26 protein-coding genes are annotated in these 22,835 nt (G+C 60.3%); 12 read left to right on the forward strand and 14 right to left on the reverse strand.

All coding sequences use genetic code 11. From position 1 onward, the window contains the following. Positions 1–22 precede the first annotated feature (22 nt). Complete coding sequence (locus LC298_RS10100; RefSeq protein ID WP_131566605.1) at positions 23–1,396, reverse strand: FAD-binding oxidoreductase; 1,374 nt, start codon at positions 1,394–1,396, stop codon at positions 23–25. Next, positions 1,380–2,837, reverse strand: coding sequence for a UbiA family prenyltransferase (locus LC298_RS10105; RefSeq protein WP_131566608.1), 1,458 nt, complete (start codon positions 2,835–2,837; stop codon positions 1,380–1,382). The genes LC298_RS10100 and LC298_RS10105 overlap by 17 nt, the downstream gene beginning before the upstream one ends. 314 nt (positions 2,838–3,151) lie before the next feature. On the opposite strand from LC298_RS10105, the gene LC298_RS10110 reads away from it, so the two are divergent. From LC298_RS10110 to LC298_RS10125, 4 genes are read left to right on the forward strand one after another with little or no spacing between them, the layout of a single operon-like run. Next, entirely contained in the window at positions 3,152–4,411 is a 1,260-nt protein-coding gene (locus LC298_RS10110; protein ID WP_131566612.1) for a sarcosine oxidase subunit beta family protein, read from the forward strand. A 10-nt stretch (positions 4,412–4,421) separates the two neighbouring features. Then, positions 4,422–4,682 carry a sarcosine oxidase subunit delta gene (locus tag LC298_RS10115; protein WP_131566615.1) on the forward strand — a complete coding sequence of 87 codons (261 nt, stop codon included), beginning with the start codon at positions 4,422–4,424 and terminating at the stop codon, positions 4,680–4,682. Next, the gene (locus LC298_RS10120) at positions 4,679–7,564 is read left to right on the forward strand and encodes a 2Fe-2S iron-sulfur cluster-binding protein (RefSeq protein WP_131566618.1); all 2,886 of its coding nucleotides are present in this window, start codon (positions 4,679–4,681) and stop codon (positions 7,562–7,564) included. Before LC298_RS10115 ends, LC298_RS10120 begins: the two co-directional genes overlap by 4 nt. Further along, a complete protein-coding gene (locus tag LC298_RS10125; RefSeq protein WP_131566620.1) occupies positions 7,557–8,183 on the forward strand; it encodes a sarcosine oxidase subunit gamma in 627 nt (208 codons plus the stop codon). The genes LC298_RS10120 and LC298_RS10125 overlap by 8 nt, the downstream gene beginning before the upstream one ends. On the opposite strand, the gene guaD is transcribed toward LC298_RS10125, so the two are convergent. Both guaD and LC298_RS10135 read right to left on the reverse strand, forming a co-directional pair. Next, complete coding sequence (gene guaD, locus LC298_RS10130; RefSeq protein WP_131566623.1) at positions 8,168–9,481, reverse strand: guanine deaminase; 1,314 nt, start codon at positions 9,479–9,481, stop codon at positions 8,168–8,170. The two genes, LC298_RS10125 and guaD, sit on opposite strands and share 16 nt — an antisense overlap. Then, complete coding sequence (locus tag LC298_RS10135; protein WP_131566626.1) at positions 9,481–10,707, reverse strand: urate hydroxylase PuuD; 1,227 nt, start codon at positions 10,705–10,707, stop codon at positions 9,481–9,483. Before LC298_RS10135 ends, guaD begins: the two co-directional genes overlap by 1 nt. Positions 10,708–10,886: 179 nt before the next feature. Between LC298_RS10135 and LC298_RS10140 the strand changes: the two genes are divergently transcribed. From LC298_RS10140 to LC298_RS10155, 4 genes are all read left to right on the forward strand, one after another. Further along, the gene (locus LC298_RS10140) at positions 10,887–11,615 is read left to right on the forward strand and encodes an HAD family hydrolase (protein ID WP_131566629.1); all 729 of its coding nucleotides are present in this window, start codon (positions 10,887–10,889) and stop codon (positions 11,613–11,615) included. A 70-nt stretch (positions 11,616–11,685) separates the two neighbouring features. Beyond that, positions 11,686–12,180, forward strand: coding sequence for a DUF992 domain-containing protein (locus LC298_RS10145; protein WP_131566632.1), 495 nt, complete (start codon positions 11,686–11,688; stop codon positions 12,178–12,180). A 67-nt stretch (positions 12,181–12,247) separates the two neighbouring features. After that, a complete protein-coding gene (locus LC298_RS10150; protein ID WP_131566635.1) occupies positions 12,248–13,264 on the forward strand; it encodes a YihY/virulence factor BrkB family protein in 1,017 nt (338 codons plus the stop codon). A 124-nt stretch (positions 13,265–13,388) separates the two neighbouring features. Next, positions 13,389–13,586: a CsbD family protein gene (locus LC298_RS10155; RefSeq protein WP_131566638.1), complete on the forward strand. Its 198-nt coding sequence runs from the start codon at positions 13,389–13,391 to the stop codon at positions 13,584–13,586. 51 nt (positions 13,587–13,637) lie between these two features. Here the strand turns inward: LC298_RS10155 and LC298_RS10160 are convergent, their stop codons facing one another. Both LC298_RS10160 and LC298_RS10165 read right to left on the reverse strand, forming a co-directional pair. Further along, complete coding sequence (locus tag LC298_RS10160; protein ID WP_131566641.1) at positions 13,638–13,820, reverse strand: hypothetical protein; 183 nt, start codon at positions 13,818–13,820, stop codon at positions 13,638–13,640. A gap of 2 nt (positions 13,821–13,822) precedes the next feature. Beyond that, a complete protein-coding gene (locus LC298_RS10165; RefSeq protein ID WP_158284703.1) occupies positions 13,823–15,097 on the reverse strand; it encodes a DUF2254 domain-containing protein in 1,275 nt (424 codons plus the stop codon). 305 nt (positions 15,098–15,402) lie between these two features. Between LC298_RS10165 and LC298_RS10170 the strand changes: the two genes are divergently transcribed. Continuing rightward, on the forward strand, positions 15,403–15,759 hold the full coding sequence (locus LC298_RS10170) for a hypothetical protein (RefSeq protein ID WP_131566646.1): 357 nt from the start codon (positions 15,403–15,405) through the stop codon (positions 15,757–15,759). Between the two features lie 440 nt (positions 15,760–16,199). Further along, complete coding sequence (locus LC298_RS10175; RefSeq protein WP_131566648.1) at positions 16,200–17,561, forward strand: NAD-dependent succinate-semialdehyde dehydrogenase; 1,362 nt, start codon at positions 16,200–16,202, stop codon at positions 17,559–17,561. A 4-nt stretch (positions 17,562–17,565) separates the two neighbouring features. Here the strand turns inward: LC298_RS10175 and LC298_RS10180 are convergent, their stop codons facing one another. The 3 genes from LC298_RS10180 to LC298_RS10190 all read right to left on the reverse strand — a co-directional run bounded on the left by LC298_RS10180 (position 17,566) and on the right by LC298_RS10190 (position 19,627). Continuing rightward, positions 17,566–18,528, reverse strand: coding sequence for a sensor histidine kinase (locus tag LC298_RS10180; protein ID WP_158284704.1), 963 nt, complete (start codon positions 18,526–18,528; stop codon positions 17,566–17,568). A gap of 70 nt (positions 18,529–18,598) precedes the next feature. Further along, positions 18,599–18,763 carry a DUF1328 domain-containing protein gene (locus tag LC298_RS10185; protein ID WP_131566654.1) on the reverse strand — a complete coding sequence of 55 codons (165 nt, stop codon included), beginning with the start codon at positions 18,761–18,763 and terminating at the stop codon, positions 18,599–18,601. Positions 18,764–18,835: 72 nt separating this feature from the next. Beyond that, positions 18,836–19,627 (reverse strand): response regulator, encoded by a 792-nt coding sequence (locus tag LC298_RS10190; protein ID WP_131566657.1) that lies wholly within the window; start codon positions 19,625–19,627, stop codon positions 18,836–18,838. A 65-nt stretch (positions 19,628–19,692) separates the two neighbouring features. Here LC298_RS10190 and LC298_RS10195 point away from each other — a divergent pair, with 65 nt between their 5' ends. Together LC298_RS10195 and LC298_RS10200 are read left to right on the forward strand one after the other, a co-directional pair. Beyond that, entirely contained in the window at positions 19,693–19,962 is a 270-nt protein-coding gene (locus tag LC298_RS10195; protein ID WP_223385628.1) for a NepR family anti-sigma factor, read from the forward strand. Next, positions 19,955–20,515: a sigma-70 family RNA polymerase sigma factor gene (locus LC298_RS10200; protein WP_131566663.1), complete on the forward strand. Its 561-nt coding sequence runs from the start codon at positions 19,955–19,957 to the stop codon at positions 20,513–20,515. Before LC298_RS10195 ends, LC298_RS10200 begins: the two co-directional genes overlap by 8 nt. Here the strand turns inward: LC298_RS10200 and LC298_RS10205 are convergent, their stop codons facing one another. The 5 genes from LC298_RS10205 to LC298_RS10225 form a co-directional block, all read right to left on the reverse strand. Continuing rightward, positions 20,516–20,875 (reverse strand): response regulator, encoded by a 360-nt coding sequence (locus tag LC298_RS10205; RefSeq protein WP_131566665.1) that lies wholly within the window; start codon positions 20,873–20,875, stop codon positions 20,516–20,518. A gap of 144 nt (positions 20,876–21,019) precedes the next feature. Further along, entirely contained in the window at positions 21,020–22,099 is a 1,080-nt protein-coding gene (locus LC298_RS10210) for a DNA topoisomerase IB (RefSeq protein ID WP_131566668.1), read from the reverse strand. Beyond that, a complete protein-coding gene (locus LC298_RS10215) occupies positions 22,096–22,323 on the reverse strand; it encodes a hypothetical protein (RefSeq protein WP_131566671.1) in 228 nt (75 codons plus the stop codon). Before LC298_RS10215 ends, LC298_RS10210 begins: the two co-directional genes overlap by 4 nt. Before the next feature lie 15 nt (positions 22,324–22,338). Then, positions 22,339–22,533 carry a PLDc N-terminal domain-containing protein gene (locus tag LC298_RS10220; protein WP_131566674.1) on the reverse strand — a complete coding sequence of 65 codons (195 nt, stop codon included), beginning with the start codon at positions 22,531–22,533 and terminating at the stop codon, positions 22,339–22,341. 62 nt (positions 22,534–22,595) lie between these two features. Beyond that, positions 22,596–22,763, reverse strand: coding sequence for a hypothetical protein (locus LC298_RS10225; RefSeq protein ID WP_199223220.1), 168 nt, complete (start codon positions 22,761–22,763; stop codon positions 22,596–22,598). Positions 22,764–22,835 lie beyond the last annotated feature (72 nt).

A 22,835-nucleotide genomic window follows, 5' to 3' on the forward strand; every position in this document is an offset into this window, starting at 1 on the left:
GAACCTTTTCCCGTCGCGGACGCTAGGTCATGGCGGTTAGGATCGGCTCAAGCCGGTCGCTAAAATTGTCCACAACCCCGTTTTCCGACAGACTCAGCGTAGTTCTTCGCCAAAAATCGGAGCAGATGTGGGGATCGCGCTTCGCTTCCAGCTCGCGCCATTGCGGAAATGATAGGACGAATGTTCGGGGACTCATTCGGGCGTCCTTGTAAGGGTTCACCCGGCCGCCCGCATCGATCGTAATCCGATCTAGCGTCTCGAGAAGTTCAAGTGTTCGCTCTCCGCGGTTCGGAAAATCCAGGGTCAGCGTATATCCGGGAATTGGAAACGACATGACGCCACCGGAGTGAACATCACCAAACCGCTTCAGGACGGTGAGAAAGGAGGCCTCGCCGGCTGCCCGCGACGCACGGAGCAGTTCCGGAATTGCGTTTCGCGCCGTTTCGAAGGGAAGTGCGCTCTGGTGCTGAAACAGCCCACGCGGCCCGTAGAGCCGGTTCCAGTTGCGCACCGCGTCAAGCGGATAGAAGTATCCCTGATAACCGCTTACACGCTGACGCCCGGCCTTTTGTGCCTTGGCACGATAAAAGGCGCCGTTGAACAGACGCAGGCTGAGCGGATTGAGCGCATTGAACGGCAGGTCGAACGGCACGGAAAGACCGGGGCGATGCGATCCCGAATCGAAATTGCCGTTTTCGGCATGGTTCGCGGTCAGGAGAACGCCGCGGGTCTCGCCGCCACCTGCAAGCTGATCCAGCCACGCGACGGCATATTCATTCGCCGCATCGGCTTGCTCGGCCTGGTCGAAATATTCGCTGAGCCTAGCGAATGGCGTCACCGTCTCGACGACATCGAGAGAACCGATCTTCATCAACTTTAACCGCACGCGCAAGATGAGACCGGTGAGCCCCATCCCGCCGATGGTCGCCGAAAACATTCCGGTCTCGTCGTCACGGTCGAGCCACACCGGTCCGGCTCCCGAGCGCCTCAGCTCGACCGCCGTCACATGGCATCCAAATGTCCCGCGCCGATGATGGTTCTTTCCGTGAACATCGTTGGCTACCGCGCCGCCAAGAGTCACAAAGCGTGTTCCCGGCGTTACCGGCAGGAACCAGCCGTAAGGCGCAGCGTGATCAATGATCTCATGCAGCATGACGCCAGCTTCGGCTTCCATGATGCCGCCGTCCGGGTCGAATGCAACGATCCGATTGCTGCCGCGAAAATCGGCGAGCATTCCCGCATCATTGTGACAGCTGTCGCCGTAGCTGCGCCCGTTGCCGAACGGCAGCACGCCCCCGATTCCCGCATGATCGATGCGACCGGGCGCACCGGCGGCGTCAAACGCCTTGCGGGCGCGGCGCTTCAGCCGCCCGAAGCTGTCATGTGAAGAGCGCATAGGGAAACGGTGTTGCGGCCAAGATCAGAACACCCCCCAACGCGACCATCAACTGGCTGCGCCAATCGGATGCAATAAAGACGACCGGATCATCACAAAACTCACGCCGGCGCGCCAGGATCCAGATCCGGAGGATGATATAGAGCACCAACGGACAGAGCAGCCACAACACCCACGGAAACTCATATATCTCGTGTACATGACTGCTCTCCAAATACAGCGCGAGAACCACAACTGCCGCGAATCCGGACCCGATGCCCGCCTGGGAGATCGTCTCCTTGTCTTCGGGCCGATACCCCCGCCCGTTCAGCCGCTCCTTTTCCGGAATTCCTGCTTGATCCAGTTCGACAAAGCGCTTCACCAGCGCAAGCGACAGGAAGAAGAAGATGGAGAACGCCAGCAGCCAGGGAGACGGAGGAATGTCGGTTGCCGCAGACCCGGCGATGACGCGCACAGTGTAGAGACTGGCAAGCACGAGCACGTCGATCAGCAGCCAGCGCTTGATCTTGAGCGAGTAGGAGAAGGTCGCGACTGTATAACCCGCAAGAACGAGAAGGAAGGCGGGAGGCAACAGTGTGCCAATTGCCAACGAGGCGACAATCAGCACAAGCGCAGTTCTGACTCCGAATGCAGGGGCGACGACGCCCGCCGCCAACGGCCGTTTCGATTTGCTGGGATGACCGCGATCGGCGGCCAGGTCGAAGAGATCGTTGACGATGTAGAACGCCGAGGCAAGAAAACTGAACGCAAAAAATGCTCCGGCCAGTTGCAGAATCACGGTCGGCTCGAGGATCTTGTGATCGAGAACGGCGGGCACGGCGATCAGGATGTTCTTCGACCACTGATGCACACGCAGCATCTTGGCAACGGTCTTCAGCGAAACCGGCTCAGGCGGCTCCAGCATCTCTGCATTATGGGCGCGGGCCCAACCGGCAGCCGCACGGTCCGGCGCCACGGCGATGGCGCGCCGCGCCGTTTCAAACACCGCGATATCGTCGCGGCTGTTGCCCATGTAATCGAACCCGCAATCGCCATACGCCGCCTTCAGGGCAACGACCTTCGCCTTCGACTTGAGATTGTTCTTCGCATCCGAGCCGATCACGGAAGTGAAGAAACCGAGATGCTCAGCGATGGCCTCGGCGTGACGCCTGCAGCTGGCCGTGGCGAGAACGATCCGCCGGCCGGCGACATGTTCGTCGCGCAGACGTGCAACAACGCTCTCGCGATACGGCAACGTTTCGGGCGCGGGATCAACACGCGAGAAAATCTCATGCTTGAAGCGGGGTTTGCCGCGCGCGAGCCATAGCGGCAGAAGAAGAAGACAGAGCGGGTTCTGCCGGATCAGCGTGAAGAGGCATTCCCACAGCAGGTCGGTCGCGATCAGCGTCCCGTCGAGGTCGACGGCGAGAACCGCTGCGCCCTTGTCAACGCGTGCATCCACTGGTGCGACTCCATTCCCCGGCAATCGGCCCGCCTCTCGCGGACACCCGCGGCGAAGTTACTTCAAGGCAGGAGATAAATCGTGAAAGTGCTTGGCAAACCACGGAAATGGCAGAGAAAATTTACGGTTCTGGTTGACGGGAGATTAACGGCCTCCATAAAGTTTTAGCGATTCCGCACCCACCGGCCAGCGAGCGAACCCGCTCCCCCGGCGCGCAATCGTCTGCGGTCGTCCAGATGAAAATGCGGGACGCATTTCTGCAATGAAATCCTGCCCGCCGCCCGCTAAGGTACCTGCGATCGGAGAACGACCCAATGGCGGAATATTCTGCCTTTCAGGTATTCAAGAACGGCCTGACCGGCAACACCGGCTGGAAACAGGCATGGCGCAAGCCCGAGCCGAAGCAGCAATACGACGTTGTCATCATTGGTGGCGGCGGGCACGGTCTCGCCACTGCCTACTATCTCGCTGTCAATCACGGCATCACCAATGTCGCCATCTGCGAAAAGGGTTGGCTCGGCTCCGGCAATATCGGCCGCAACACCACCATCGTGCGCTCGAACTATCTGCTGAATGGCAACACCCCCTTCTACGAGCATTCGATGAAGCTCTGGGAAAATTTGAGCCACGAACTGAACTACAACGTGATGTTTTCCCAGCGCGGCATCATCAATCTGTGTCACACCCCGGCGCAACTCGACGATACGGCGCGGCGCGGCAATTCGATGCGTCTGATGGGCGTCGACGCGCGCATGCTCACGCCGCGCGATCTCGCCCGCCGCGTGCCCGGTCTGGACCTGTCCGCATCGGCGCGGTTTCCCGTGCTGGGCGGGCTGGTACAACCGCGCGCGGGCACGGCCAGGCACGATGCGGTGGCGTGGGGCTATGCCCGTGCCGCCGACCGGCGCGGCGTGGACATTCTAGAGAATTGCGAAGTGACCGGTTTCCTACGCGACGGGGACAAAGTGACCGGGGTCGCAACATCACGCGGAGAGATCCGGGCCAGGAAAATCGCGGTCTGCGTGGCAGGATCGACCAGCCATATGATGAAATTGGCGGGCATAGAAAAGCTGCCGATCGAAAGTCACGTCTTGCAGGCTTTCGTGTCGGAGGCGCTGAAGCCGTTTCTGGACACGGTGGTCACGTTCGGCGGTGGGCATCTCTACATCTCCCAGTCGGACAAAGGCGGGCTGGTCTTCGGCGGCGATATTGACGGCTATAACAGCTACGCGCAGCACGGAAATCTCCCGGTCGTGGAAGAGGTGATGTCGGAGACCGTGGCGCTGTTCCCGGCTGCCGCGAAGGTCAGATTGCTGCGCTCGTGGGGCGGCATCATGGACATGAGCATGGACGGTACGCCGATCATCACGACCGGACCGTTGACGGGCATGTATCTGAATTGCGGCTGGTGCTATGGCGGTTTCAAGGCAACGCCCGCTTCCGGATGGTGCTTTGCCCATACAATCGCCCGCGACGAGCCGCATGAGTTGAGCGCAGCATTCACGCTGGACCGGTTCCACCGCGGCTATGTCATCGACGAAAAGGGTCAGGGCGCGACGCCATGGAAGCACTGAGGCCGACGGCATGATCATCAAATGCCCGCATTGCGGCCCGCGCGATCTGGCCGAGTTCTCTTATCACGGGGACGCAACGCTCACACGCCCCGACCCGGCCTCGACCGACCGGGATGCCTGGAACGCCTATGTTTACGACCGCACCAACCCGGCGGGCGACCACCGCGAATACTGGCAGCATTCCGGCGGATGCCGACGTCATGTCGTGGTCTCCCGGAACACGCTGACACACGCGATTACCGATGTGCGCTTCGCCGGGGAGCGGAAATGACGTCGCATCGCCTCCCGACCGGCGGCCGGATCGGCCGGGACGTCCGGGTGCATTTCACCTTCGACGGGAAGCGGTATTACGGCCATGGCGGTGATACGCTTGCATCGGCGCTCCTGGCCAACGGTATCAGGGTTCTGGGGCGGTCGTTCAAGTACCACCGGCCGCGTGGCCTTCTGACGGCGGGTTACGACGAACCGAACGCGCTGGTGACGGTGCTGACCGACGGTGCGCGCGAGCCCAATATCCGCGCCACGGAACTCGAGATTTTCGAGGGCCTCGTCGCCGAAAGCCAGAACCGCTTTCCGTCGCTGCGCTTCGATGTCATGGCCATCAACCAGTTCACCGGAAAGCTGCTGGGTGCGGGCTTCTACTACAAGACCTTCATGGGCCCCGTGATCGGACCTCTGAAGGGCACCCGGTTCTGGATGTTCTGCGAGACCTTCATCCGCCGCGCCGCCGGGCTGGGAAGGGCCGGAACCACGCCCGATCCCGCCCGCTACGAGCGGATGAACGCGTTTTGCGACGTGCTGGTGGTTGGCTCCGGCCTCGCCGGACTGCGGGGGGCGCGCGACGCGGCAACCACCGGTAAGACGGTAATCGTCTGCGAAACCATGCCGGTTGCGGGCGGATGCACGAACTGGCGCGGCGACGAGACGCAGTCCGACGAGGCCCGAACACTGATCGGCGAACTCGGCGAGATGGAAAATGTCCGGCTCCTGACGCGAACGACCGCCTGGGGCTATTATGACGGCAACACGGTCGCGGCGCTCGAACGCGTCACCGACCATTTGCCGAAGCGCGGCACGCCCGCGCCGCGCCACCGTCACTGGGTCATCCGTGCCGGTCAGGTGGTGATCGCCACCGGCGCGCTGGAGCGCCCGATGGTTTTTCCCGGCAATGACCGGCCCGGCGTGATGCTCGCCGACGCCGCGATGCGGTTTGCGGAGGAATTCGGTGTTCTGACCGGCAAGCGCATGGTGCTGTTCACCAACAATGACAGCGCCTACCGCGTCGCCATGCGTCTGAAAGAGCTTGGCGCCGATGTCCCCGCCATCATCGACGTGCGCGCCGAGGTCGAGGGTGATGCCCGCGCCGACGCCGAAACGGCCGGCATCGAGGTCATCGCCGGCCATGCGGTGGTGAAAACCGAGGGCCGACCGGAGGTCTCGTCGGTATTCGCCCAGCCCTTCGACCATCGCACCGGTATCCTTCCGGGTTCGGGACGGGCCCTCACATGTGACGCGCTGCTCGTTTCCGGCGGCTGGTCGCCGGTGCTCCATTTAGCCTCGCAGGCTGGCGCCCGGCCGGTCTGGGACGAACAGTTGCAGGCCTTCGTGCCGCCCGAAGGCGACGGCCGGTGGACGGCCGCCGGTTCGGCTGCGGGAGAAGGTCTCGATCCGCCCGCGCCGGTGTTCGAGATCGTCTCGACAGGCGGCAAGGCGTTCGTCGATCTCCAGCACGATGTGACCGCCGACGATGTCCGCCTTGCACATCGCGAGGGTTTCAGTTCGGTCGAACATCTGAAGCGTTACACCACGCTCGGCATGGCGACGGATCAGGGAAAGACCTCCAACATTTCCGGCATGGCGATCATGGCCGAAGCGCTCGCCGCGCCCATCCCGCAGGTCGGGACCACGCGCTTCCGCCCGCCGTTCACGCCTGTCTCCCTCGGCGCACTGGCCGCCGAACGCTACGGCGATCTGCGACCGCACCGGCTGACGCCGATGCACGACTGGCACGCGGAAAAGGGCGCGCACATGTATCCCGCAGGGCTGTGGATGCGGTCGGAAAGCTACAACAGGCCCGGCGAGACGGTCGAGCAGGCCTACATCCGAGAAGCGAGAAACGTTCGCGAAAGCGTTGGTATTGTTGATGTTTCGACCCTCGGCAAGATTGACGTTCAGGGTCCCGACGCGGCGGAGTTTCTCAACCGGATCTACACCAATGGCTTCGCCAAGCTTCCGGTCGGCAAGGCCCGCTACGGCCTGATGCTGCGCGAAGATGGCTTCGCCATGGATGACGGCACCACCTGGCGCCTTGCCGAAGAACGCTTCCTCATGACGACGACCACCGCGAACGCGGCCAGGGTGATGCAGCATATGGAGTTCTATCTCGACTGCATCTGGCCGGATTTGCGTGTGCACCTGACATCCGTCACCGACCAGTGGGCGGCAGCCGCCATTGCGGGACCGAATGCCCGCGACGTTCTCGCCGCCTGCGTCGAGGGAGCAGCGGTCGATCACGCGACGCTTCCGTTCATGGGGATCGTTCGTGGGGCGGTGGCCGGTGTGCCGGTGATGATCTGCCGCCTGTCCTTTTCCGGGGAGCGCGCCTACGAGGTCTACTGCGGCGCGCATCACGGTCAGCACGTTTGGGACGCGCTGATGGAGGCCGGCGAGAAATTCGGCATCGAACCTTACGGGCTCGAGGCGCTCGGCACGCTGCGCATCGAGAAAGGCCACATCACGGGAGCAGAAATCGACGGACGCACGACGGCTCACGATCTGCATCTCAATTGGATGATTTCGTCGAAGAAGCCGTTCGTCGGCTCGGCGATGCTCGACCGCGAAGGTTTGATGGACCCGTCCCGCTGGTCGCTGGTCGGCGTCGTCTCGCTCTCGGGCGAAAGACTGCGCGGCGGAAGCCATGTCGTGAACGGAGCGGACCGCGAAGATCCAGGCCGCAGTCTCGGCCATCTGACAGCGATGTGCTACTCGCCGGCCATGGGGAAATATATCGGGCTGGCGCTTGTCGAAAACGGCCCGGGACGGATCGGTTCGCGCGCTTGGGCCACCGATCCCGCCCGCTCCGGAACACACATTCCCATAGAGATCGTAAGGCACCATTTCTACGATCCGGAAGGGAAACGCATGCATGGCTGAGCATCCAAGCTTCGTTGCCGATCCGGTGCTGCGGGATCGCGCGGAATCACCGCTGACCGGCCATTATCAGCCGGGAGATTTCGGCACACTCGCGGACAATGACCCCGGGGTCACCCTTTCGGAGCGCTTCGGATTGACTATCGTTGAGTTGGCCGCGTGGCGCGGCGACGAGGAAAAAATCCGCTCGGCCGTTGCATCGGTCATGAACCTGAAGCTGGAAGGCGCGCCCGGTTCCGGCGCTGCGGGTGAGAATGGCTCCGCATTCAATACGGCGCCCGGGCGGTGGCTCGTCAGCGGAGAAAAAGCGGAGCTGGCCGCCGAACTGGCCGGGCAGACGGGGACGGCCGGCACGCTGACCGATCTCAGCCATGGCCGGACGGTCATACGGATCGACGGCCCCAGAAGCCGGTGGGTGCTCTCGAAGCTCTTCGCGATCGATTTTTCCGAACGGGTGTGGCCGGTCGGACACGGCGTTTCGACCTCACATCACGACATCCATGCGGCAATTCAGAGAAGCGGCGCGGATGCCTTCGACATCATCGTGTTCCGTTCATTCGCACGTTCGTTCTGGCATGTTCTTTGCCGGTCGTCCGAGGAGACCGGCTACCGCGTGACGTGATTTTCCGAAGCCGTTGCGCCCGACACGATCGCCGCGCGCACAGACCGGTCATCGCCCATCGTCTGCAGCAGGAAGAGTTCCTCGGCAAGGGTCGAGACCGTTTCGGCCCGCAGCGCCATTGCGGGCGTGCCGCGGCTGTCGAGGACGATGAAATCGGCCTCATAGCCGGAAGCGAGCTTTCCTATCCTGTCATCCATGCCGATCGCTTTCGCGTTGCCGAGCGTCGCCTGATAGAATGACCGGAGTGGGTGATAGCGTTGGCCCTGCAGGTTCAGCACTTTGTAGCCCTCGTCAAGCGTGCGCAGCATCGACCACGACGTGCCGCCGCCGATGTCGGTCGCGATGGCATGACGCACAGCCGGATGGACCGCCTTCATCTTGTCGAGGTCGTACAACCCGCTGCCAAGGAAGAGGTTCGAGGTCGGGCAGAACACAGCGACCGACCGGCTTTCCGCCATGCGCGCGATCTCGCGTTCGCTCTGGTGGATACAATGCCCGAACAGGCTTTTCGGGCTTAGCAGGCCGTATCGGTCATAAACATCCGTGTAGTCCTTTGACCAGGGAAACAGACCCGCGACGACCTCGATCTCGGCGCGATTTTCCGACAGGTGCGTCTGCATCAGACATTCGGGATGCTCTCTGGCAAGCGTACCAGCCGCCTCCATCTGCGCCTCCGTGGAGGTCAGGGCGAAACGGGGCGTAATCGCCACCTCGACCCGGCCCGTGCCGTGCCATTCGGCGATCAGCGCCTTGGTGTCTTCATATCCGGATTGTGCGGTGTCAGTCAGGGCATCGGGCGCGTTGCGGTCCATCATCACCTTGCCGGTGACAATCCGCATGTTGCGCTTCACCGCTTCGCCCAGGAGGGCCTCCGCCGATGTCCTGTGGACTGAGCCGAATGCAACCGCCGTTGTGGTGCCGTGCGAAAGAAGCATGTCGAGAAACGCTTTCGCCATGCGCCCGGCGTGATCGGGGTCGCCGTATTTCTGTTCCTCGACAAAGGTGTAGGTGTTCAACCACTCAAGCAGACTTCCGGCATAGGAAGCGACGACCTGCCCCTGCGGGAAATGCAGATGGCAATCGATGAAGCCGGGGACGATGAGATGCGGCCGGTGGTCACGCACCGGCGCATCGCGCCAGGCAGACGGCAAGTCCGGCCAGTCTCCCGACCAGACGATACGGCCGTCGGCAACAGCGATCGCGCCGTCTTCGAGGTAGTGATAAGCATCTTCATCCTCGCTGCCAGCCGGCTCGCGTTCGAACCAGAGTAATCTCCCCCGAAAAACTTCTGCTGACATCACGTACCGCCGCGGGCCTCGTACCAGCGCGCGAGCGTCAGGCGCTCCGCCGCTGTGATCGATGTAAGGTTGCCGGGCGGCATCGCGTGGCTCACTCCCGCCTGCAGATAGATCTCGCGGGCGTGCTCGGCGATCTGGACATCGGTCTCCAGCCGGACGTTCTTCGGCGCCCAGTATATCCCCTCCCAGACCGGTTGGGACGCATGGCACATCGAGCACCGTGACAGAACGACATCCCGGGCTTCGGCGAAACCCGCCGACGCCATCATCCCTTGCGCTGCTGGAGAGGGGAGTTCAGCGGTTTCATCGGTTGGGCGGATCGGGTTCGTGGACAGCCAGATGATGATGACGAAAACGATGGCGCTTGCCAGCCAGACCCAGTGGGGCTCACCCTTCCGGGCATGCTTGGTGTTGAAATAGTGCCGAATGAGAACGCCCATAATGAACACGAGCGAGGCGATTACCCAATTGTACGGCGTCGCGAAGGCCAGGGGATAGTGGCTGGAGAGCATCAGAAAGATGACGGGCAGCGTAAGGTAGTTGTTATGGAGCGATCGCTGCTTGGCCTGTTTTCCGAGGGCCGGGTCCGGCCTGTTTCCGGCGATCAGCGCGGTGACGACCTTCTTCTGGTTCGGAATGATGATCATGAACACGTTAGCGCTCATGATGGTCGCGGTGAATGCACCGAGATGAAGGAAGGCCGCGCGGCCCGTGAATATTTGGGTGTACCCCCAAGCCATGATCACGAGCAGGAGATAAAGGAGGAGCATCAGTCCGGTGTCACTCGCGCCAAGCGGCGACTTGCACAGCAGATCGTAGACGAGCCACCCGATCGTCAGGGAAGCCAGCGAGATCAGGATCGCGACCCAGGCCGACACGTCTAACACGTTACGGTCGACGAGATAGAGATCGGCGCTGACATAATAGATCATCCCGAGCAGCAGGAAGCCCGACAGCCACGTCGCGTAGGATTCCCACTTGAACCAGGTCAGATGCTCCGGCATCTCGGCAGGGGCCACGAGATATTTGCGGACATGATAGAATCCTCCGCCATGGACCTGCCATTCCTCGCCGTGTGCGCCTTCCGGCAAGCCGGCGGCCTGCCGCAAACCTAGGTCGAGCGCAATGAAATAGAATGACGAGCCGATCCACGCGATCGCGGTGATCACGTGCAACCAGCGGACTGCGAAGACTATCCAGTCCCAGGTTATTGCGAAATCGAGCAAGACAGCATCCCCTTCGCCTCCACCTTGCCGATCATCTTCGTGAAGGCAAGCGAAGAGTATTCCCCGCCGCTTACCTCCAACGACAATTCGCGTCACGCGGACAGGGCGGCGCGAGCCGATGGAACCCGACGTCGCGTCGCACGTTGATTTGCGAGTAAACCCATTGAGGAAAACTGCAAATGCAACCGCGCGCCATCCTGTTCGGTTCCAGAGGTAGCATAGCCGACGTCAAGGATATCGAGCGCGAAGCCTTCAACGCGGCATTTGCGGAAGTGGGCGCTGGGTGGGTCTGGACGGAACCACTGTTTGACGCTCTGGCGGCGACAAGCGACAGCGCAAATTTCATCGCCGACTATGCACGGCTACGAGGCGACAATGTCGATGTCGTCACGTTGAACTGGCTCAAGGACGAAATCTTCAAGCAGATGCTGTCACGGCACCCCTTGAGGCTGCGCCCCGGCGTTCGAGACGTGGTTCGCGCCGCCAAGGCCAGCGGCTTGCTCATCGGTATTGCTTCCACCGAGTCGGCGTCGGCGAACACGACGTTTCTTCGCTCGATCGCTCATTCGGTATCTCCGTGCTCTTTTTCCTTCATCGGAGATGATTCTTCCGTATGGCAAGGCAAGCCGATGCCCGGCATTTATCAGAAGGCACTCGAGGTGCTCGGGGTTCGGCCGGACCACGCGATCGCGATCGAGGACACGCCCGCCGGCCTCGCCGCGGCGACACGCGCACGCATCCCGTCGGTCGCATTTCTGACATCGGAAGCACATGCAGTGGGGCTCCCGAACTTCACCAGGCGTCTCGACCCGAGAAGCATTGGAATCAGCGTTTCCCCTGCCGCCCGTATGGCGCGCGGCGAACGCCCGCGAACTTCCTTCCGCGCTGCTGCGATCGCCGCTGAATAGAACGGTTCGCAAAGCCAGCCTGGGAAAGACCGGGCGCCCCCCAATCAGAAGACAAACAGGAGAGCAACCAATGCGTATTCGCAACATCGCCCTCGCCGCCACGATCGGCTCCCTCACCGCCCTCAATGGCGCGGTCGCACAGGACACGCTGATCGAGCGCGTCGAAATCGGCGTACTGGACTGCGTCGTCAGCGGCGGCACCGGCTATATTTTCGGTTCGACGAAGGATGTCGGCTGCACCTACAAGCCTGCTGATGGAGCGCCTGAAGAAACCTATTTCGGCGTGATCTCGAAATACGGCGTCGATATCGGAACCACCGAGGCCAGCTACATGACCTGGGCCGTGCTTGCGCCGACGGATGATCCGTATCGCCCGGGCGCCCTCGCCGGCGATTATTTCGGCGTTTCGGCAGAGGCTACGGTCGGCGCCGGAATTGGCGCCAACGCTCTTCTCGGCGGATCGGACGAGACCATCGCGCTCCAGCCGCTGTCTGTCAGCGGCCAGACCGGCCTCAACTTCGCGCTCGGCGTCAGCGAACTCGAGCTGCGGTCGTCAGCGGACTAATCAGGACTGCTAAGCGGCACCGCCCCCCGGCGGCACCATTGCGAAGATAACCCCTTCGGACAGCTTAATGGAAAAAACCGACACTCTTACCCCAGCCCATCATGTACGCTCGCCAGCTCGTTTTTCCCAGCGCGCACTTTTCGACGTCACGAAGCGCACGCTCGCCGAAACCGCTGAACTGGACACGTCTTTGCGCTGCGCGGGCGTTGCGTTCTTCAGTTTCCTTTCGCTTTTCCCCGCATTGGCCGCGGCCGTCGCCATCTATGCCCTTTTTGCTGACCCGCTATCGATCAACGAGCAGGTGGCGATGATGAGCGCCCTGATGCCGGAAACGGTTGTCAAGCTGTTCGAAACTCAGATGAAGGCGCTTGCCGGGCGCGAGCAAAGCCTGGGAATCGGGCTCGCGATCAGCCTTGTGCTGGCCCTGTGGAGTGGCTCGCGCGGTGTTAACGCGCTCGTGCACGCCATCACCCGCGCACATCTGGAAACCCGCGATCGGAATTTCGTGCGCGCCGCACTTATGTCGTTCGCCTTCACCATCGCCGGTTTCGCCCTGATGGCCTTTCTGATCGGCGCAATCGCAATCATCCCGATAGCCACATCCCTCCTTCCCCTTCCCCAGGGGCAGGAAACGCTTGCACTCTGGCTGAGGTGGCCCGTCGCCGCGATTACCATCTTCGCCGCAATTTTCATTCTCTTTGCCAAAGCGCCGCATCGCACGGAGCCCCGCAAGAGGTGGGTCATGCCGGGCGCCATTCTTTCCACCATTCTCTGGATCGGCGGATCGATCGCCTTCTCGTTCTACATCGAGAACTTTGCCAATTATAACGCCACATTCGGATCGATCGCCGCAGCCGCCGTGCTAATGCTCTGGCTCTATGTCTCGGCCCTCGTACTCGTCCTGGGGGCGATCCTCAATGCCCAGCTCGAATATCAGACCGCCGCCGACACGACGGTCGGCCCGCCCAAGCCGATGGGATCGCGCGGGGCATTCGTCGCCGACAACATCGTCGGCGCCGACGCCGATCATTACGAACCGCAGTCAGGCGGTGAGACGAACGAGCCCGCATCGACAGAGACCTGATGCCGTCCGCGGCGGCATACTCGCGAACCACTTCCGAACGACGCGAATTTTTTCCCCCGTTGGCCGGAACTGGAAATCTCCTGATCCGTTCTTTTCCTGTACGATTTCAACAAGGAGAACAGATATGAATTGGGATCAAATCGAAGGCAAATGGACTGAAATGAAGGGCAAGGCGCGCCAGTCATGGGGTTCTCTCACCGATGACGACCTCGACAAGATCAACGGAAAGCGCGAGGAACTCGCCGGCAAACTGCAGGCGCGCTACGGCAAATCCAAGGAAGAGGCCGAGCGGGAGGTCGACAACTGGGCGAACAACCTCTGACCCCGGCAAATCAGAAAAAGAAAGACCGCTCATTGGGCGGTCTTTTTTGGTTCAGAGCGCCCGGAAAATGACAACGGCAATGATGAGAACGCCGAGAATGGCGACGCCGATCCGCCACCACGACGCGGGTCCCCAGCGCGGCGGCACGACGGTCTCCAGATCTGTGTCCGTCTGAGCCATCTGCTCGATTTCTCGGTTCTGGCGGTCGATGTTTGTAACCTTTTCTTCGGGCATGTTCAGTCTCCTGTTTCGATGAACTCCAAGCGGTTTTTCAGAAAGCGGTAATCCTCCTCGAGAGGACTCGAAGCCTCGCAGGTGGCGAGCAGCAACTCCGCGTGGGATTCAATGAGCGACCGCGCCTCACGGTTCCCAATCTCGTACAGCCGCCCCAGCCCGTCCGCCATGTGATGCAGCATCAGCATGTTGCCGGCAGCAGCCTGGCGTAGCGGATGGATCGCCGTGTTCAGGAGATCCTCGAGCGTCAGCCCGGGAATTTCGACGCGGATATTGCCGTCCTGGTCGAGCCTGTTGCGACCCCGGAGGCCGCATTGCACCGCATCTGAAACCGCAGCGCTCATCTGGTCGAAGGCGGCAATCGCGGTAAACGTGTCATTGACCCCCGGCGAAAGCGCGCGAAGCGCCATCTCGAGCAGCAGATTGATCGAATATTCGATGTCGTGCACGGCGCCGCGCGACTGGGTGACATGCAGCGTTTGCTGCACGAGTTCGTTGAATTCCTCCTCGTAGCCTTCCTCCGGCTCGTGTGAAGTTTCCATCAGCGATTGGCCTTCCACGACGAATCCGCCCGGCTTTATCAGCAACCGCACCGTCATCGATCGCGCCATCGCGATTCCCAGCAGCGTGTCCTCATCGATCGCGCTGAGATAGCCGGACGTCAGGCTCTTGATGCGATAGGGGAACTCGCCTCCGGCCTCTGGTGCGTCATTGCCGTCCTTGTCCTCCGTCACCATCGCGGCAACCTGAGTACGAAGTTGCTCTGAAATCGAGGCGATCTCCTCATCGATGGTGACACTCTTCGAGACTGTATGAACAAACAAGATGAGCTGAAGCACGAAGATTACTGCGAGAACCATCGCTCCGACGATCGACATCAGGGGCACGAAATCCGGTTGCGTTTGATGCAGGACGGTTAGGGAATAAAGAAATGTCCCCCCCAGAAGGCCCGCCGTGACCTGATTTACGCGATCGTTTGTGAACCGCCTGAGAAGCCGTGGAGCGATGTTGCCCGCAGCGAGAGTGAAGACCACCAGCACCAGCGAATAGACGAGGCTGAGAGTCGTCATGGCCGCCGCAGCGATGGTCGACAAGACGGCGTCTGCCGTGGCGAGTGAGATGTCGACTATATCGCCGAACAATGTCGGGAAAAGGGGGCCGTAAACATGGTCGATGCGCAGCATCGGAACACTCAGCAGCCATATTCCGAGCGCAATCGTGCCCGGAATGGTAATGAGGCCGCCAATGCTGTTCAGGCGAGAGAGCGCGCGTATCAAACCTCGTATCTCTCCGATTGGGGATTAGGCATCCGGTCTCGATCGCTATGCCCGATCATGCAGGCCGGGTCCTCTTCCAATATATTCCGGGTCATTTCCGCTCCGCTTATCGGCTGTGTCACAATAGGGAGCGTCTGATGGTGCGACATCGTTGAAGCCCGTTCCCGGTCCCGATTTGCCCTCTGCGATGATCCCCGCTGGTATCCTTCTCCTCCCCGCACATTGCCCGTCAACGAAATTGTGGCCCGAACGTTCCCGGATGAACTTTCCTGGCGGCCCCGCGTTTGTCCCGAAAGGAGATCACAATGGCAACGAGAAAACAGGACACGGTCGTCGATCCCGTCGACGTGCAGATAGGCGGAGATGCCGATTTTGATGGAATAGCGCAGACGATCACATCAGATGATATTCAGGCGATCCTCATTTCGAGCGAACCAATCGAAACACGGCGCGAACAATTACAGGCCGTCAAAGCCGAGTTGCAGGCCCGCAAGTCGGCCGACCGTGGCGGCGAATTCGACCCACTTCTGGACGAAGTTGAAGGGGCGATTGAAACCCTCGGGCAAACAGCCGGCGAAACAGCCACGAGGACCGGACTGGCCATGGACCGCGAAAATCGCTCCGATCTGCGCTCCCCGGAGGCGGACGTCAGTCGGGACTAGGAGTCCCACAGGGCCAAGAACTTGGAAGCGCTTCGCGAGGACGGCATCTCAAAGAAAAGGCGGCGCGGACCGCCAACGCCCAGGCAAGCGACAACAGCCTCCTTCGACGGAAGGCAGACAACCCGCTCCCTCTGAAGAATGGAAGAAGGCGAGCTGGCCGAACGCACTCGTGAACTGCAAGTCGAGCGCCGGTCCGGCACGGGCAGCGATGAATTGATGGACCCCCTCAGAATCTATCGTGTTTTTTGAGAACGGTGCGGAACCTTTATCGGCGACGGTCGTTCTGATGGTGAAAAGAAGAAAATACCTCCAGGAATTCGGCGTCCTTCCTCCCCCCACCCCGAAAACGCCGAATTATAAGAGAGAACCGGCCCCCCTCCCCGGTTCTCTCTTTTCTTTTCGGGCTCCATGTGATTTTCGAAGCTACAAGGAGATCCCCAATGCCTACCAGCATCAATCCCGCTACCGGTGAAACGATCAAAGAGATCGCAGGTCATTCCGATGAGGATATCGAGCGCGCGCTGACCAATGCGAAACTCGCTTTCGACGAATGGAAGAAGACGTCATTCGCCCATCGCGCGAGCATCATGAACAAGGCCGCGGACCTGCTGGAAGAGCGAAAGAACGAACTTGCCAGAACGGCGACCAGGGAAATGGGTAAACGCCTCCAGGAAGCCGTTGCCGAGGTCGAGAAATGTGCCTGGGTGTGTCGGTACTATGCCGAAAACGCGGAAGCCTTCCTGTCGGACGATCCGCGGGACAGCGACGCGAAAAAAGCATTCGTTGCTTATCGGCCGCTCGGCCCCGTGCTTGCAGTCATGCCCTGGAATTTCCCTTACTGGCAGGTTTTCCGTTTTGCCGCGCCGACCCTGATGGCTGGCAATGTCGGCCTGTTGAAACATGCGAGCAACGTTTCGATGTGCGCCTTGGCCATCGAGGAAATCTTTCTCGACGCGGGCGCCCCGCAGGGGGTGTTCAAGACCCTCGTGATCGGTTCCAGCAAGGTCGAGCATATCATCGATGACGACAGACTGCGCGCGGTCACCCTGACGGGTAGCGGACCTGCCGGTGCGGCTGTCGCGAGCGCGGCGAGCAATCGGTTCAAACCGAGCGTTCTCGAACTCGGGGGGAGCGACCCGTTCATCGTGATGCCATCCGCCGACCTAGAAAAGGCGGTCGAGACGGCGGTGAAGGCACGCATGATCAACAATGGACAGAGCTGCATCGCGGCGAAGCGCTTCATAGTGCATGTCGACATATACGATGACTTTCTCGACGCCATGAAGTCGAAGGTCTCGGCGATGAAAATAGGGGATCCAATGCGGGAGGACGTCGATATGGGTCCTCTTTCCAGCAAGCAGGCGCGTGACGATATCGCTCAGCAGGTCAAGAAATCGGTCGAGGAAGGCGCGACCTGTGTGACCGGGGGAAAGGTCGTCGAAGGTGACGGATTTTTCTTCGAGCCGACCATTTTGGCGAATATTCCGGAGGGCGCGAGCGCGCGAACCGAAGAGTTTTTCGGACCTGTCGCACTGGTGTTCAAGGCCGTGTCCGCAGAAGACGCGATCGCTATCGCGAATGACAGCCCCTTCGGCCTGGGCAGTTCGGTCTGGACTCGCGATTCGGACGAACAAGAAATGTTCATCCGCGAGATTGAGGCGGGCTCGACATTCGTCAATGCGATGGTGGCCTCCGATCCGCGGCTGCCTTTTGGCGGGATAAAGGATTCCGGCTACGGCCGCGAACTTTCGCGCGAGGGAATTCTAGCCTTCGTCAACGCGAAAACGGTCTCAATGAACTAGAGGCCTAGACGATTTCGGTTCGTCCTATGTCCAGCGAATAGATGACGGCGTCGTCTGTAATGTCGAGGGTCCCCTGGCCGTTGACCGCCGACGGAACGATACGTTCCAGCATCGTTCGCCCGAAACTCTTTGCCTTTGGCGCCGACGAAATCACTCGGGGACTCTCCGTCCAAGTCAAACGGAAACCGTAATCCCCGAGATCCTCGCAATTGATTTCGACGCGCCCGCCCGGGCGGGTAAGTGAGCCGTGCACGAGAGCGTTGGTGACAAGCTCATGAAGCGCCAGTCCAACGTGTAGGGTGCCGTTGGGACCAAGTTCGGGATCCTCCCCGGTCACCTCGATATGCCCGTCCTGGAAAGGCACGACGTCTATCACTTGACGCTTCACCAGATCGGAAAATGCCGAGCCGTGCCAGTCACGTTCGGTTATGACATCCTGAGATTTCGCGAGCGACTGCAGGCGTCCGGTAAAACGCCGCACAAACTCATCCTTCGTCGATGCGACTCTCGCCGTCTGCCCCGACAAACTCAACACCATGGCCAGCATGTTTTTGGAGCGGTGGGCGACCTCGCGCAGCAGGTTTTTCAGCGTCTGCTCGCGTTTCAGTTGCTCCGAAATGTCGATCGACGAGCAAACAAAGCCCTCGACATCGCGTTTGGCGTCGAAAGCGGGCTCTATGGTCAACTTGATGTAGAACGGGCGCGGGTCGCCTGTGTCGTTGGGAGGGGTGACGGCGAGTTCGACCGCGCCGCGCTCGCCGCTGGCAAGCACGGTCCGCTTTGCTTCCTGAAGCTTTTTCAGTGCCTCTGACCCCAGGACGACGTCTTCTTTCTGCCCAGTCAGGTCGCCGGTGGCCCAGAGCGACTGCGGGTTGACGAACCACCGGAATACACCTTCGACGTCTTGAAAAAAGATCGTGACTGCACTGCCGGATAATGACTTTAGCACGAGATCTTTATCGGGCATTTCAGAGCGATACTCTAAACCGATTTCGTGAGATGGACGGGCGGTCATATGGGAACCGCCCGCCAATTAATCAGGCTTTTCGCATGAGCCGGAAAACCAAGCTGACCACGAAAAGGACGAGAAAGATAAAGAACAGTATCTGCGCGATCCCGGCCGATGCCCCTGCGACGCCGCCGAAGCCGAGGAACGCCGCGATCAGAGCCACTACGAGGAAAGCTAAAGCCCATCCAAGCATGACATTTCTCCTGTGTTGCCACTACGAGAAAAATAACGTGTGCCCCCTGATGTGGTTCCCCGTTCGGCGCGATCAGGCCGCGTCTTTTACCTCTTCGCGAAAGAACAGCGCCTGGCTTATCAGCGCCGAGACCGACGATGGTTCGAACGGCTTTGTCACGAGGAAGGCAGGTTCCGGACGTTCGCCGGTCAGCAGACGCTCCGGAAACGCGGTGATGAAAATAACAGGGACCGTCATCTTCTGTAGAATTTCATTCACCGCATCGAGGCCCGAACTCCCGTCAGCCAGCTGGATGTCGGCAAGCACGATGCCGGGCTCTTCGCGCGATACCATCTCCGTCGCCTCGGTGTGTGTGCGCGCGATGCCCATCACCGAGTGACCAAGTTCTTCAACCATCGCCTGAATGTCCATCGCGATCAGCGGCTCGTCCTCAATAATGAGGACGTTTGTTGCGACCTGTTGCGCAATGTCCTGGCCGGCCTGCTCAATAAGGGCGTCAAGGGCGGGCGTGTCGACATCGAGAACATAAGCCGCTTCCTCGCGTGAAAACCCTTCCACTGAAGTCAGGAGAAAGGCCTGCCGGGGCAGCGGCGAGATTGCATGAAGGTTCCGCGCGCCCTGCTCCGAGACATCCGAGTCGCTTTGATCGCGAAGGTTTATGTCGATCGACGACCAAAGCTTGACAAACATCCTGTAGAGGCCGGAGCGCAGGTCTTCCGCCTGCTTGAGTGGAGTGGGGTCTGAAACGACCGCTTCCAGCAGTGCCGCAACATAGTTGTCCCCGCTTGACTGCGACCCCATGACGGAACGCGCATAGCGCCGTAGGTATGGAATATGACCCGAAAGCTCGGCTGCGAGCGACATGCTTCTCTCCTGTGGATGCTTTTTCCCGTATCCTAACGGCGCAAATAAGGATAGGTTCCGTTTTTATGCAACCAATTCCATTCTCGGACGTTCAGGGTCTGATCGGTGGGAAGGTAATGATGACTGCAATTATGGGTTCGACGCATTCTGAAATGCCGAGTGAAGGAAAAAAACCACCAAAGGTGGACGAGTTAGCGACCAGCCAGATAGGCAAGCGGTTGCGTCACGAATTCGATGCCGTACTAAATGAACCGGTTCCGGATCGATTCCGTGATCTCCTGAAGAAGCTTGAGGAAGCGGAAGAGGGATCCGGAGGGACCTCGCGGGATGAGTAATCAGGTCGAGTTCAAGGATGGCCTGCTTGCTGCCATCCCAAATCTCCGCGCTTTTGCCATTTCGCTTTGCGGCGCGGCGGATCGCGCCGACGACCTCGTGCAGGAGGCCTTGGTTCGGGCCTGGGACAAGCAATCGTCGTTTCAGCCGGGAACGAACCTTCGGGCATGGCTGTTCACCATTTTGCGCAACGAGTTCTATTCGCAGATGCGCAAGCGCGGTCGCGAGGTTTCCGACGCCGACGGCGCGCTCACCAATGCGATGGCCTCTCACCCCGAACAGAGCGGCAAAATGGATCTTCAGGATTTCCAGAAGGCATTGATGACCTTGCCGGATGACCAGCGCGAAGCCATCGTGCTCGTCGGTGCGTCGGGCATGGCCTATGAAGAGGCAGCCGAGATTTGCGGATGTGCAGTCGGAACGGTGAAGAGCCGCGTCTCGCGGGCGCGGGCCAGATTATCCGAACTTCTCGACATCAAGGACAGCAGCGAATACGGACCGGACGGTGTGGCGGCCCATGTCATGGGGCGTTCGGTGGTCAACAGCGCCGCCTGATCAGCCGATAACTATTGCGACCGCGGTCGTCAGGTCTTCCGTCGAAAACGGCTTCGAAATCGTTGCCGAGGGGTTGCGCGCACTCGCAGCGTTTTCGATGATCGATTCAGTGGTCAAAAAGACCGTGGGAATTCTGTTGTGCAAGAGATAGTCGTACAACCGTGCACTGACCTTCGCGAGAGACCGCAAGTCCAGAATGGCCAAGCCAAGGGACAGTTGATCCGGAAACGGTAGCTTGTTGTCCCCTCCGCTGCGAGCGCTCACGACTGTTCCCGCATTCAAGTCAAGGGCCATCGACTCGAGTTCCAGGGAAATGAGCGCATTGTCTTCGACAATGAGAACGTTCCTACCATTCAGCATGGGGGCGCTTTCGGAAATCGGAATATCCTGCGTTAGGCGAACACCTCCCTAACGTCATTCAACTTTGACATAGTGCCGGTAAGCGTGCCCGGAACTTAACACCCCACGTGGTGGCGATCATCGCATGGGCCATGACCGGTCTGGTTAGGTCTTTTTTGGTACCTGGTTCAGTGGGCGGCTTGATGCGCTGCCTGCCTGCCTGCGCTGTTCCAGAAAGCGCATGAGGGCTGTTTCAGCCCTCGACAAAAGCTGGCGCCGCCGCCCGCGCACGAGTGCCGGGTCCAGTCGACCGCCCTTGTATTCCTGAAGCACGTCGTGGTGAATATAGCTGGATTTCGCCACCGCCGGCGTGTTGCGAAGCATGTCAGCCACTTCCCTGCTCACGTTCGCGATGGTGCGGTCCCGCGCCTTTTCGGTTTTTGCAGCGCAACGCGCGAGCTTGTCGAGCGCGTAGGCAGTGGCCGCGAAAGTTCGGAAGTCCTTGGCTGATATGGCCCGACCAGCGGCATCGCGCAGATAGGAATTCAGAGCGCTAGCAGTCAACTGCCGCTGCTGGCCATAGACGAAGACCCGCCGCGTTTCGCTGTGACGACGCAGATGGTCCAGCTTTTTAGCCAAGGTAGAGTTCTTGACGGTGACGTGGTGGCGCTTGGCAGACTTGCCCTTGTATCGAAGCTCGATCCGTCCATTTCGCTGAATGCGAACATCTGATTTCCGCAGCGTGACTGCGCCCCTGCCTCCCTCTTCGGCGTAAGCCTCGTGGCCTGGCCGCATATTTGCCTTGTCGAGAAGCCACGTGGCGGTGGCCGCGGCCAGCGGCTTGGTCGCACTGGTTCTCTTGATATCGCGCTGAACCTTGCGGCGAATCCGTGGTAATGAACGGCCGAACTCATAAAGGCGGTCCGCTTTCACGGCGCTGGTAATCTTCTCCCAATCGGGGTGGAAGCAATATTGGCGCCTTCCGGCTTCGTCCGTCCCGATCGCCTGGATATGAAAAGCCGGATCATTTGCAATTTGGACATCTTCCCAGGCGGGTGGAATGACAAGGCTGTCGATCCGGACCGCGGTCTTGGCGGAGACCGGCTTTCCGTTTCTGCCGTGCACGTACGAAAATCCGTCCGCCGCAGGTTCGCGCCGGACGGTCAGATCGCGTGATTCGCATAGAACGACTTGATGGTCCTGCGCATATCGTTCGTATGCCCGGCGGTCGGTGCGGCTGATCAAGGCGCTTTGACGTCCTGTATTAGCTCATCGATCATACGAAGACCGTCTGGCTTGTTCTGCGTCGCCTCGGGCATTTCTCTTGCGAACGCGCTCTGGCGCGCCACGGCCTTGTCACGCAGCTCATAAAGCTGCTCTAGTTTCTCCTGACGGGTAAGGACCGGACTTCGGGCAACCTGCTCAGGCGTAAGATGATGACCCATGGCGCTCGTGGAACCGCTGATCATTATCTTCCTCCCTCGCTAGACGCTGACGCGCTTGTCGCTCGGACCGAAGAGAAGCCACAGCAGGAAGCCGATAACCGGCAATATCAGGATAAGGAGTATCCAGATGACCTTTTTTGCCGTCGATGCTGACGACCCAATCGTTTTGATGATCGCGTAAATATCGGCAATCAGGACGAGCAGCCCCAAAATGCCTCCAACTTCTATGCCCATTGGCTCACTCCGATTTGAGGGTTGACATTATGGCGCTGCCGGGACGCCTGCCCTTGGCTCACTTATTGCGCAGGTCCTTCGCCACCGATATCGGCGGTGACCTCGTCGGCATCGAATGCCTCAAGTGTAATTGCTCCGATTCCCGCGAGAACAAGTCCGGCCACAAGGACATAGAGCACCGGCTTTCCCCAACTGCCCTGTCTTGCTTCAGTCTTGTTTAGCTTGGTCAAATCCTGTCCTTTCAGGTCAGCATTCATGCGGGACACAGGCGTCAAATGCGCCGGCAGCAATTTGGTTCCCGA

The sequence above is a fragment of the Oricola cellulosilytica genome (assembly GCF_019966575.1).
In the GTDB taxonomy this organism is placed as follows: Bacteria; Pseudomonadota; Alphaproteobacteria; order Rhizobiales; family Rhizobiaceae; genus Oricola; species Oricola cellulosilytica.

Coding starts and splice junctions, on each gene's coding strand:
- LC298_RS10100 (WP_131566605.1), bottom strand. CDS start 1,396: ATGCGCTCTTCACATGACAGCTTCGGGCGGCTGAAGCGCCGCGCCCGC.
- LC298_RS10110 (WP_131566612.1), top strand. CDS start 3,152: ATGGCGGAATATTCTGCCTTTCAGGTATTCAAGAACGGCCTGACCGGC.
- LC298_RS10115 (WP_131566615.1), top strand. CDS start 4,422: ATGATCATCAAATGCCCGCATTGCGGCCCGCGCGATCTGGCCGAGTTC.
- LC298_RS10120 (WP_131566618.1), top strand. CDS start 4,679: ATGACGTCGCATCGCCTCCCGACCGGCGGCCGGATCGGCCGGGACGTC.
- LC298_RS10125 (WP_131566620.1), top strand. CDS start 7,557: ATGGCTGAGCATCCAAGCTTCGTTGCCGATCCGGTGCTGCGGGATCGC.
- guaD (WP_131566623.1), bottom strand. CDS start 9,481: ATGTCAGCAGAAGTTTTTCGGGGGAGATTACTCTGGTTCGAACGCGAG.
- LC298_RS10140 (WP_131566629.1), top strand. CDS start 10,887: ATGCAACCGCGCGCCATCCTGTTCGGTTCCAGAGGTAGCATAGCCGAC.
- LC298_RS10145 (WP_131566632.1), top strand. CDS start 11,686: ATGCGTATTCGCAACATCGCCCTCGCCGCCACGATCGGCTCCCTCACC.
- LC298_RS10150 (WP_131566635.1), top strand. CDS start 12,248: ATGGAAAAAACCGACACTCTTACCCCAGCCCATCATGTACGCTCGCCA.
- LC298_RS10155 (WP_131566638.1), top strand. CDS start 13,389: ATGAATTGGGATCAAATCGAAGGCAAATGGACTGAAATGAAGGGCAAG.
- LC298_RS10160 (WP_131566641.1), bottom strand. CDS start 13,820: ATGCCCGAAGAAAAGGTTACAAACATCGACCGCCAGAACCGAGAAATC.
- LC298_RS10170 (WP_131566646.1), top strand. CDS start 15,403: ATGGCAACGAGAAAACAGGACACGGTCGTCGATCCCGTCGACGTGCAG.
- LC298_RS10175 (WP_131566648.1), top strand. CDS start 16,200: ATGCCTACCAGCATCAATCCCGCTACCGGTGAAACGATCAAAGAGATC.
- LC298_RS10180 (WP_158284704.1), bottom strand. CDS start 18,528: ATGCCCGATAAAGATCTCGTGCTAAAGTCATTATCCGGCAGTGCAGTC.
- LC298_RS10185 (WP_131566654.1), bottom strand. CDS start 18,763: ATGCTTGGATGGGCTTTAGCTTTCCTCGTAGTGGCTCTGATCGCGGCG.
- LC298_RS10190 (WP_131566657.1), bottom strand. CDS start 19,627: ATGTCGCTCGCAGCCGAGCTTTCGGGTCATATTCCATACCTACGGCGC.
- LC298_RS10195 (WP_223385628.1), top strand. CDS start 19,693: ATGCAACCAATTCCATTCTCGGACGTTCAGGGTCTGATCGGTGGGAAG.
- LC298_RS10200 (WP_131566663.1), top strand. CDS start 19,955: ATGAGTAATCAGGTCGAGTTCAAGGATGGCCTGCTTGCTGCCATCCCA.
- LC298_RS10205 (WP_131566665.1), bottom strand. CDS start 20,875: ATGCTGAATGGTAGGAACGTTCTCATTGTCGAAGACAATGCGCTCATT.
- LC298_RS10215 (WP_131566671.1), bottom strand. CDS start 22,323: ATGATCAGCGGTTCCACGAGCGCCATGGGTCATCATCTTACGCCTGAG.
- LC298_RS10220 (WP_131566674.1), bottom strand. CDS start 22,533: ATGGGCATAGAAGTTGGAGGCATTTTGGGGCTGCTCGTCCTGATTGCC.